Origin of the sequence: Paenibacillus terrae HPL-003 (assembly GCF_000235585.1) — a bacterium.
Lineage (GTDB): Bacteria > Bacillota > Bacilli > Paenibacillales > Paenibacillaceae > Paenibacillus > Paenibacillus terrae_B.
In genome coordinates this window covers 1,850,175-1,861,805 of sequence record NC_016641.1, presented here as the reverse complement: position 1 = coordinate 1,861,805, position 11,631 = coordinate 1,850,175, and the positions used below count along the sequence as shown (strand labels likewise).

At 46.1% G+C, this 11,631-nt stretch carries 7 protein-coding genes; 3 read left to right on the top strand and 4 right to left on the bottom strand.

Annotated elements, in window-relative coordinates:
- Nucleotides 1–131 precede the first annotated feature (131 nt).
- The gene (locus HPL003_RS08555) at nt 132–1,499 is read right to left on the bottom strand and encodes a glycoside-pentoside-hexuronide (GPH):cation symporter (protein ID WP_014279229.1); all 1,368 of its coding nucleotides are present in this window, start codon (nt 1,497–1,499) and stop codon (nt 132–134) included.
- 27 nt (nt 1,500–1,526) lie between these two features.
- Entirely contained in the window at nt 1,527–3,470 is a 1,944-nt protein-coding gene (locus HPL003_RS08550; RefSeq protein ID WP_014279228.1) for a glycoside hydrolase family 127 protein, read from the bottom strand.
- A gap of 193 nt (nt 3,471–3,663) precedes the next feature.
- On the opposite strand from HPL003_RS08550, the gene HPL003_RS08545 reads away from it, so the two are divergent.
- From HPL003_RS08545 to HPL003_RS08535, 3 genes are all read left to right on the top strand, one after another.
- Nucleotides 3,664–4,539, top strand: coding sequence for a helix-turn-helix transcriptional regulator (locus tag HPL003_RS08545; protein WP_014279227.1), 876 nt, complete (start codon nt 3,664–3,666; stop codon nt 4,537–4,539).
- Between the two features lie 100 nt (nt 4,540–4,639).
- Entirely contained in the window at nt 4,640–6,040 is a 1,401-nt protein-coding gene (locus HPL003_RS08540; protein WP_081473782.1) for a phytase, read from the top strand.
- Between the two features lie 137 nt (nt 6,041–6,177).
- The gene (locus HPL003_RS08535) at nt 6,178–6,543 is read left to right on the top strand and encodes a cupin domain-containing protein (RefSeq protein WP_043922334.1); all 366 of its coding nucleotides are present in this window, start codon (nt 6,178–6,180) and stop codon (nt 6,541–6,543) included.
- 146 nt (nt 6,544–6,689) lie between these two features.
- Here HPL003_RS08535 and HPL003_RS08530 read toward each other — a convergent pair whose 3' ends face one another.
- Entirely contained in the window at nt 6,690–10,430 is a 3,741-nt protein-coding gene (locus HPL003_RS08530; RefSeq protein WP_014279224.1) for an alpha-L-arabinofuranosidase C-terminal domain-containing protein, read from the bottom strand.
- Between the two features lie 199 nt (nt 10,431–10,629).
- On the bottom strand, nt 10,630–11,631 hold the full coding sequence (locus HPL003_RS08525) for a metallophosphoesterase family protein (protein WP_014279223.1): 1,002 nt from the start codon (nt 11,629–11,631) through the stop codon (nt 10,630–10,632).

The following is an 11,631-nucleotide window of genomic DNA, read 5'->3' as shown; positions in this document are numbered from 1 at the left end:
CGTACACTTTTCTCTACATAGAAGTATCACCCCAAAAGAAAATCCTGTCAATGGTTTTGCTCACATTTAAAATAGAAAAAAACACAAAAACCTGCTCAGCTCAGTGAACAGGTTTTCAGGTGGAATTAAAATTATCTTCTCGCAATTAAATCCTGTTGAATGGAAGCTTCGTTCTTCTCGAATTTTTTATAGAAGAACATAGGAATGATGCCGATCAGGAAAATAATAAACGGCAGCCAGATAAAGCTGAACTGAATGCCAGACAACGCAGTAGGGGTTTGAACTTTCCCAGCGATGTAACCCGTGCTGCCCATGATCCATGCTGGCAACAATCCGCCGATTCCGCTACCCGCTTTAATACAGAATGCGCTTCCAATGGAGGTCAGGAAACCACTTGCCCGAATGCCATTTTTCCATTCCCCGTAATCGACTGTATCTGATAACATCGCAAACGGCATAGAACATGCAAAGCCCGATCCTAACGCACCAATAATCCAACCAATAATAATGAGGGTTAAGTCCGTACTTCCCATTAATATCACAACCTGCCCCAGTGCAGCCAGGATCAATCCGATAATCATGATGCTATTTTTACTTAATTTTCTGGCGAAAAACGGAATCAGAACCATCGAGATCAATTGTAAAGAGGTCAATCCGTTGATTAAAGGAACTAAGTCTTTGCTATCCAGATTGTATTGCAGATAAAAGATAAGCGTTGCTGAACGGATATTCAAGCCAATCCAATAGCACAGGTTAGCAGCTACGACGAGCATCCAGGGCCAGTTTCGTTTGATGGCTGTAAAGCTTTTAGCAATAGGAACCGACTTGGTTTTAACCGCTGCATTTTCTCGCAAATCGGCAAACGCTATCAAGAACATGATAACGGCCATGATTCCAAATAAAACGAGCGTTAACGAAAAACCTTTTTGGTCATTCCCCTGTCCAAAGAAGGCCACCAGAGGCAACGTAAACGTCGTAGCTATGAAGAAGCCCACATTTCCCCCGACCATGCGGAAGGAGTTCAATACGACGCGCTCGTTAGAGTTGGTGCTCAAGTTAGGGAGTATGGAGGTAATTGGCGTACTAATCCCTGTATACAGGATGCCGGCTATGATATAAGTGATCGCCGCGTACGCAATTTTTCCAGACTCACTCCAGTTGGGTGTCGTGAACGTAAGAACCATAAACACCGCAAACGGGATACATAACCATAGAAAATAAGGTCTACTCTGCCCGTATTTTGACTTGGTCCGGTCAATCAGGATGCCCCAGATCGGGGCATCAATGGCATCTATAAAGCGGGTGATAAATAGCAGCGTCCCGGCAATCCCAATAGAAAGACCAAACACATCGGTATAAAAATATAATAGATAGCTGGAAATAACACAGTATAAAAGATTGCCCGCCGTATCCGTTAATGAATAGCTGATTTTACGATGAAAAGGAACGGTACTGGCTGCTTTTTCGGGTGGTTCCGTACTCACAATTCTCGTGCTCATGATTTTTTCTCTCCCCATGCGAATGAATTATGATTCATAAACCCATACACGCATTTCCCCTTTGCCCCGATTGCACCAGGCGTAGTAAGGAATGGCGGTGATTTGTTGAGAAACCAATTCAGGGGGCTCCGAGCTATATAATGCAGTTGAGCTTTTCATCCGATAACCCTCTGTCGTCAGCTTTACAATGCCACCCAGCAGGCTCTCGCTAAACTCTTCCGTAATGAGACTATCCTTCGGCAATCTTAATCCTGCCAAATTTGCCCCATTATCCACTTCTTCCAGACAAAACACGATTGGACCGCGTTGGAGAGCGACTTGCTGCTGATTCATGGAGACAAGCGGATTGCTTCGAATCCGTTCAGCGGGCATAGCCAAATGCAAGGAAACCACATCACCGTCATTCCAAATGCGCTGAATTTCTACATAGCCTTTTTCCAGATGGTCTAATGAAATGGCTTCTCCATTCACCTGTACCTCGGCATGTTTGCACCAGCCTGGAATCCGTAGCGCCCATGTAAAGGAAGTCGGTTCTGCTACATGAATCGAAAAGCTCAAATCCGCGTTCCATGGATAGCGATGAGTTTGTGTGATTTCAACCTCTTGACCGGATAAAGTCAGATTCACCTTGCCTGCAATATACAGATGTGTATACAACGTATCCTCGGTTTGGGTGTACATATTGTCTTCGACCGATGCGATCATGCGGGCCAAATTGGGCGGACAGCACGCACAGAAGAACCATTTTTGCCGTTCTGTTTTTACGTGCTCCTGATCTTTTCTGGATTTTTGAAAAGGATTAACTTCCAATGGATTTACGTAGAAAAACCGTTTGCCATCCAGATCCATCCCACTAATTGTTCCATTGTACAGCGCACGTTCCAGCACATCGGCATATTTCCGGTCTGGTGCTAAGCGCAGCATACGATTGGCCCAAAAGGCCAGCCCTACAGAAGCACAGGTTTCACAGTACATGCTGTCATTCGGAAGATCATGATTGCAAGTGAACGCTTCCGCGTTTACAGAAGATCCGATGCCAGCGGTAATGTACATTTTTCGGCTCGTAACATCGTCCCACAGGGTTTCACAGGCTTGTAAAAGGGAGGCATCTCCTGTCTTCGCAGCCAAGTCTGCCATTGCAATATACAGATACACCGCTCTTACGGCATGACCAACAGCCTCAGTTTGTTCCCGGACAGGCTTGTGTGCCTGCTGGTACTCGAAGCCTAAGCCAAAATTAATGTTGTTATCGTCATTCCAGGTAGGCTCTGTTTGAATTTGTATTCTGTTTTCTCGTTCCTCTTCAAAGTAAATCGGGTGCTGCCCTCGCTGCTCGATAAAATATTGCGCTAATTTAAGATATTGATCCTTTGCAGTTACGTCGTATAATTTGATTAAGGCCAGTTCAATTTCTTCATGCCCAGGGTAGCCTTTTCGTTTCCCCTCTTCCGTACCAAAAATCTGCTGAATCAGGTTCACGTATTTCTCCATAATGTGAAGAAACTGCGTTTTGCCTGTCGTTTCGTAATAAGCAACCGCCGCTTCTATAAAATGTCCCGCACAATATAGCTCATGGTTATCGCGTAAGTTGGTCCAACGATTGTTGGGCTCTTTCAGCAAATAATACGTGTTCAAATATCCATCTTCAGCTTGAGCTCTTCCCAACAGCGCAATTACTTCATCCGCCCGTTCCTCAAGCGCAGGGTTCGGATGATCCCTTAAACTAAAGGCCACCGTTTCTAGCCATTTTGCAATATCACTATCTTGGAAAACGGTTCCATAATACTCCCCGCTTGATTCACCAGCCGCAATTTTAAAGTTTTCAATCGCATGACTGGGTTCTGTATCTGGCAACTCATCATTTAATGCTTTCCACTGATAAGGAATGACCTCTTCCGCCACAACCTGCTTATACTTTTTCCAAAATGAATCCTCAACGACGACATGTTTTACTGGCTTAGCTGTTTTCATTGGATAAACATCCCTTCCCGCAATAGAACGCTTTCATTTTTGAAAAAATAAGGATAAAGTAATGATAAATACCCGGCCAAGCTAACTGGGCTTCCCTTGCTACAGTCCTTATTTTATCAACCTGAATTTATAAAAAAAATCGCGATCTTTAACTAAAAGTTATACGATTTCACACACAAAGGAGCTGACTTCCATGAGCAAAACAAACTTTCTATCTTTCCTTGTCCCTCCATTGCCTTATTTCATTGAGGGGAATTTTACTACCTACCAAAAAGGGGACTGGCACCCGAATCGTTATAACTTAGGCTATTTTGACGTTATTATCATCAAAGAAGGACTGCTGCACATTGGCGAAGAGGATGAAGTGTGGGAGATAACTGAAAATTACGCACTCATTCTTGAACCGGATAAGCACCATTTCCCCATTGAGGCATGTACAGAACAAACCTCCTTTTACTGGTTCCATTTTCAAACCAATAGTATGTGGTGCGCGCAAGCTTCACCCAATCTGATCACACCAAGCTCACCCATACCCGAGTTGCATTTTCATTCCGAACATACAACCATTCATTTGCCTAAAATTCAAAAAGTGGTGAATCCTCATGAGCTATTTTCTAAATTAGACTACTTATTATCCTCTACTTTAAAGCCTAGAAAGCTGGCCCTATGGGAGGCCCAACAGACGTTTGTGAATATTTTTCAGAGTTTGGAATATGATGAAAATTATAAAAGCAGCTCCTCCAAGTTAGCAGAGCAGATTGAAATATACTTAAAACAGAATTACAAAAATACGATCACCAATAAAGACTTGGAGGCTCATTTTCATGTACATCAAAACTATCTCGCCAGATGTATGAAGGTCGCTTTCCAGCGTACGCCGCTTGAATATTTAATGGATTACCGACTGGATCAGGGGCGCAGTCTTTTGCTGCAGACCGACTGGTCCGTCCAACAAATTACAGAGGAAACCGGGTTCTCCCAAGCCAGCTATTTTTCCAAATGCTTTAAAGAAAAGTTCGGGATGTCACCCAAAAATTATAGACAACAATACTGGAAGCCAGCTAATTAAATGGATTATATCTCCTTTACATTTTCAGCGTACTCTTCTTATATTGCTCCTTTACACTAAATCAGTTATAAGATTCTACTTCATGAAAAGGGGTATACATATAAAGGCAAGTAAACTAGCTTTATGGACGATTTTGACAGGGGTTTTGGTATCACCTACCGGAATGACCAGTGCGGCAGAGGTTCAGCCATCCGGGTATGCATCACTGAGAGCACAGGCAGACAAAATGGGGGCAGTAATTACATGGGACAGTGACGACAAGTCTGCTTTAGTGAAGCTGAAAAATGGTATCGTCGGAACCTTTACGGTCGGTGAGAAGCAATATCGCCTAGCTGGCCAAGCGGGGGAAGCAGATCGTGAAATTAAGATGGTCGGTGGAAATATTTATCTTCCTACAAAACTCCTTACCACGCTTGAAGCAGAAAACAGCAAATATACTGATCCCAAAGACGCTGTTCCTACCTATAAGGTTACCCCTACTGCCGAGACAGAAGCCGTGGAGGATGGAGATGACGCTGCCGACGATCCTGCGATCTGGCTGAATCCGACCGACCCGGAGAAAAGCAGACTTGTAGCGACCAATAAAGGCGGCGGAATTTTGGTCTATGATCTGCAAGGCAAGCAATTACAGAACGATAAGGTCGGCAAAATGAACAATGTGGATATCCGGTACGGTTTTACACTGGGCGGCAAAAAGATGGATATTGCAGGAGCAACCAATCGCACCAACAACACCGTTGATATCTTTGCCATTGACGGGGTATCAGGAACGTTAACCAACGTGGTTGATCAGCCTATTAAATCATCTATGAAAGAAGTGTACGGATTCAGCTTGTACCATAGCCTCAAGACAGATAAGTTTTACGCACTCGTTTTGGGCAAAGAGGGTGAATTTGAACAATATGAGCTGAATGACAACGGAAGCGGCAGAATTAACGGCAAGCTTGTTCGCCAGTTCAAGCTCGCTACGCAATCCGAGGGCATGGTGGCTGATGATGAATATGGCACGGTCTACATCGCTGAGGAGGATCACGCCATTTGGAAATATGATGCCGAGCCAGACGGTTCCTCCGAGCCGCTACGACGTGTGGATGTTGCAGACGGGCGTAGACTTCAGGATGATATAGAGGGACTTACATTGTATTACGGCAAAGACGGCAAGGGGTATCTCATCGCCTCCAGCCAAGGAAACAGCAGCTATGCGATCTATGAACGACAAAGCGACAATGCTTATATAAGCAACTTTACGATCAGCGCCAGCCCTACAATCGACGGTACCTCTGTTACAGACGGTATTGATGTTCTTGGCTATGGATTAGGCAAGAATTTCCCGCACGGTATCTTCGTTGTACAAGATGATGAAAATCTTCAAAACGGCAAAAAGCTGAATCAGAACTTTAAAATGGTACCTTGGGAGCAAATCGCCAAGGGTGCACGCATCCCGCTAACCATAGACGATGGCATCAACCCGCGTGAATTGGTGAACAGAAGAGCGCGGTAGTCAGAAAGTTATGCTCGACATCCTAATTGTCTAAGGAAATATTGGAAGGATACCCATACCGACTGATGAATATTATCTTCATACTACTCAACCCTTGTTAATGGTAGAATGAAAGTAAAAGAATCGGAGGGATTAGTATCCATTACCAACCTATTACCCTAAATGAGAAATTATCTAAGTTCAATGATCATTGGTCTCCGAAAGTTATTGGGGAAATGAATGACTATCAATTTAAGCTCGTCAAGATTGTTGGGGATTTTGTATGGCACGAACATCAAGATACCGACGAGGTGTTTATCGTGATCGAAGGGGAGATGTTCATTGATTTCCGCGATGGTCAGGTGAAAATTTCCCAGGGCGAGATGTTTATTGTCCCAAGGGGTGTCGAGCACAAGCCTTTCGCTGAAAAGGAATGCCATATCATGCTGGTGGAGCCTAGAGGGGTAGTTAACACTGGCGGGACTGAATCCGAATTAACAGCAACCAATGATATTTGGATATAGCGTCTTTTCCCCAGGCTACCGCTTTCATTCCTATTGAGATTAGCCTAATACCCCACTTCCCTCGAACACTAACTTCATCCAAAGAAAACCCGCTCAGTGAGCGGGTTTTTCAAATTTTCTACACACGATCACGTGCCTCGGCTTGCCTATGCTTTAAGATCCAGCACCAGCACATTCACCGAATTGGCCGGTAATTGCAGAAGGATCGAATTATTATGGAGCGAAATCTGCTGCTCAGTAGGCACAACCTTCTCATCATTCTTTTTATTCACGTTTGGCACATGAACCAGCGAGGAATCGCCGGTTAGCGTAATCAGCTTGGCGCTGGACTCCACACTCAATTCCTGAAGGCTCAGCTGCGTCGTTTTATCCACGTTGTCGGCATTCACAAGCTTCACATATACATGCTCAGCATCCTTGGTCACCGAGTTGAACACGTCTCTGTTGTAAGCTTCCAGCTTGTAGTCCAGCGCTTTGCTGGTTGTCACTCCGTCGGTGTAAGAGCAGATTAGACTGTTGCCCGTTTCACCGCCGTAATTCACTGTGATGGTGTAATCCGTATGGTTAGCAAGCTCTTCATAGCTGGCCGCTCTCAGGTTGCCTGCCGCCGTACTGGAAGAGTAGTCACCCATAGTGTAGCCTTCTACACCTTGCTTGTAGACTTTCACGCCGGTAGCCTTGCCGCCATAGCCAATAGCGTATTCAACAACATTCTTTTTCTCTGCGGAAATATCCGTAAGACCTGCACCCACATAAAAACCGTCCGTGCCAGAAATGCGGGAAGCCACAACCTCCACCTTATAATTCGTCCATTGGTCGTTCAAAATGTACAAGCCGTTCAGACCGCTGTCTTGAGCTTGGAGAACAAGTCCCTTGCCTGCCTCCACAGTAGATCCCACGGAACCCGGAATGACCTGCCAAGCCGGATTCAACTCCTGGGAAAAGTCCTGATCCAGCAGCACGCAGCCGTCCTTGTTGGAAGTGACAGTCACACGCTTGACGATCACTTCGGCGTTGCCTGTCGCAATCTCAATTCCACCCTGAGGAATGAGGTCTATCGGCTTGCCGTTTTTGTAGGTGGAAAAAGAGGTCGCCAATACTTTATTGCCCAAATATTTAGCATACATTTGCTGTACATAGTAGTTCGGCGTAAACCACACCGTTTCGTCATCGAACCAGATGCAGTCCGGGGTCCATCTGTAGGTTCCGTCCGTCAGCACTTTGTTAAACAGCGGCGCATAGGCAGCCAACCGAACGACATCGGCATTATTTTCGAAGCCCGTCATCACCGCTGCTTCGGCTACTGCACCTGCCAATGTATTTTTATCCGTAGACGCATACTCACCCACGAACACCTTGGACGTTTCCTTCCAGTCTATGCTGCCGTCTGCGTTATACGCTCTGTAGTAATAATTATATCGGTCCGCGTTATTCAACAGGTACTCGTTGGAACGATAGTAGTGCTCATCTGCAATGGTGTCCATGTAATTTTTTTGCTTCTCATACCAAGTCACCGTTTCCTCTATCACTTGGCTACCATCTGCAAAAGCAACCTTGGCCGAACCTGTGATATTGCCACTCAGGAACTTCCAGCCCTGCTGATATGCATCATCATCTGCTTGAGCACCAACCGTGGAGATAATATGCAGCTCATAGCCCGGATAATTTTCCTCCATGTACGCATCAATAGACGTTTTGAACACTTCAAAGTTGGCAAAGAATTCTGTACCCCAGTTTTCGTTCCCTACTCCCAAATAATGTAGATCGAACGGAGCTGCATGGCCCATTTTTTTACGCATGGCAGCCCATTCATTGTGCTCAAAGTCCACACTAATCGCAAAGTCGATCAGATCTGTAAAGTTCTTGATATAGTATTCTCTTAATGCGCCTCCAGCCGGATGAGCATAATCCGAACGGGCCTGGCAAAGCACGCCGCAGGCCATAACCGGAAGCGGGGCCGCATTCAGGTCTTCTGCCAACTGGAAATACTCCATATAACCAAGGCCCATGGTCATCATATAGCCCCATACATTAAAGTTTTCCTTGCGCAGCTCGATATCGCCAATGGATTCCTTCCAGTCGTATACATTTTCCCATATAAACGAACCCTCAGAGATACAACCTCCTGGAAAACGCAGGAACTTCGGATGCATATCGACCAGCGCCTGAACCAGGTCCTTTCTCAGCCTGTAGTTGGGATTCCCTTGGAAGTTGGCGTGTGCCGATAGGGATCGCGCCTCCTCCCCTGCACCCCACACATCCTGTGGGAATAAGGAAACCATATCAATGGAAATATCCCCTGCAAACGTAAGCGCTAGTTGCCCCAAAGCCGTAGCTGAGCCTGTCAACACAAGCTTGGAATCGACGCCGTACTTCTTCCACGTGTTGCCGCCCTCCACCTGTACGGTTACCGAATCGCTAATCGCCTGTTCATTCGAATCCTGTAATTGCAGTGTAATGGTGCCCGCCGAATCAGTCTTCGCCCAGATGGTAAAATCATATTTGGCTCCCTCTTCGATGGACATGGCACAATGTTGATTGGAATCGGCAAAGCCTTTGTTCCGAATGGTCGCACCATCCGTTACCGTCACATAATAAGCGTTCACTTCTTTGTCCTTTACACCCAAAAACCCATTTAAACCGCCACTATGCTGCGGGGCCATCTTATCCGTATCACCGGACCAGGCAAACAGCGGATTACGGTTCCGTCCAGTAGAGCAGCCGCATTCGCCTGAAGCATGGGAATACGTGTCGAACTCGAAGGATTCAAAGGAACGATTTTGAACAAGCTCCGCATAAATTCCGCCATCCGCTGCGTTATTGATATCTTCGTAGAACAAGCCGTACATCACTTCGCTGATATCCAGTATTTCCTTGTCCCCATGAATGTTCAACGTATACGGAGGCAGATGTTCCGGAAGAACCGAGATCTCAAAGCTTTCTTCAATCCGGCTGTGACCTCTCGTCAAGAGAGCTGTGACTGTTACCCCCTGCGCGGAGGTAATCGCCTGCACCTGGCCATCGTCAGAGAATGTCTCAGGGTGGCTGGATTTCCAGGTCACTTTTACTCGTCCGCCCATCAGGACCGTTGGCAAAGACAAGTCCTTGGTGACAATCGCCGTTGGGAAGGACAAATACTTGTCGCGGGCCAGCTTCACAACCTCTTCGTCTGTCAACGAATCGCACATGACCTCAATAACTTCGTCCGCGGACAAGCCTGCTTTATAAATCCGGAAGTCCGATAAGGAACCGGAAAAGTCCACATCCGCTGCATGCTGGGAACGACCGATAAAATTGTTGCTGTAGTTGGACGAGTCTGTAAACGTTTCAAACCATTTGCGCAGCTTGGCATAGTTGCCGCTGGAAGTTTGGCTGATGGAACCGTCCGCTACGACTTCGCCGTTCACATATACCATCGGTCCTGCACTGCTTAATGTGCCACCTTCTGTGCCTGTTATGGACATGGCCACGTGCATCCACTCATCCCTGACAAAGCCTCTTCCCGGGTCTACGGACAAATCTGCCTCGGCAAAAAGCGTTCCGCGCAGGTTTCGTGTCATGAACATATAGGGTCCTGTATGGGAATTGCCAAAGTCAAAGACACGTTCCCACATATCTGTGAATCTGCCAAAGTTGACCCAAGCAGTCATTGTGACACCCGTGTTATCGCTTACATCTTTAAACAAATCGGAAGGAAGCCGGATATAAGATGTCCCGTTGGGACCTCCTTCAAGCGTCAAAGCCGTTCTTCCGCCAACATTGGAGATCGTGGGTGTACCCGTGCCGGAGGCAACCCCGTCATTGCCTTGCCCTGAGCTATCCTTGCCGACGTTCCCTGCATCATCAAACTTGTACCGCGCAATGATTTGATCTTGGAATTTGGTCATCTTTGTTACTCCTTTACATCAATTTCATAAATTTTATTAATGTAATAACTAATTAATTAATATAAATACGTACTATATAGCTATAGTACCTCATCCTGCGTATATTTTTCAATCCACGGTTAGTTAGAAATGTACATGAAGCTCTAATACGCAGTCGGATGTGACAAAAAAACCGCTCAGTGAGCGGTTTTCAGATGGATCAACCCTTGTTAGAGTGAATTTTTGGCAATTGAACTACATACTCTGCATTCTCAATCCACGTTCCCGTCACAAAATCACGTCCCTTAACGACAACTCGATCATGATACACGTCGACATGCAGACCCTGGCTACCCTCAAGATGCTCATCCTGATCCGTCCACAGGTAACCTACGGAAGCGGCATTAAACATCGTTGGCATCTGATCGCCACCATCGTACATCGTACGCTTCGCCTCCAGTTGCCAGTGGGTATGCCCTGAGAACAGGAACACTTGAGGATAATGACTCAGGACGGCCTTCAACTCTGCATCCTGATTCACTCCAAACCAGCCTTGCTCCTTCATCGAACCTGCCACTGTATCTATTAGCGGTTGATGCAGAAATACAAAGATCGGTCGATCAGGAGATGCATCTTCGGACAGCTTCGTTTCCAGCCATTCCAGTTGTTCAGCAGACATGTCACAATTTTTCGGATGAGGCTGCTCTGTCCCCAAAAAGATATAATGATAACCGTTAATCCAGTGATCATGATACGATCCTTTCATGCCTGTGGCTACTGCAAATTCGTTCAATCGTTTCTCCCATAGCCTGGAAGGTAAAACAGATTCCTCAGTACTGCCGGGTTCTCCTTTAGCCGTAGCCGCCTGATGCTCCAGAACCCACTCTACTTCATCTTCGGTCATTGTGGTCAAATCCAATGGCGGATCTTGCCATAGGATAGCCCCAATATCGTGATTGCCTACGGTATATCGTATCTCGGGCAAGGATTCCTGATAAATACTCAATATTCGGTGCAACTGCCTGTATTCCTCCGGTAGCCCGCGATCCGTCAAATCGCCCACATGCATAATCCCACTGCTGCCACTGCTATATATGGTGATGTCCGCCAGTGCTTTCTCCAGATGACGGTTGTGGATATGATCTGCACGATCAGTAACATGCGTATCAGTAATGACCTGAAAGCAGGCAAGCGGTTGTTCTGGTTTAATTGTATTTTCCAT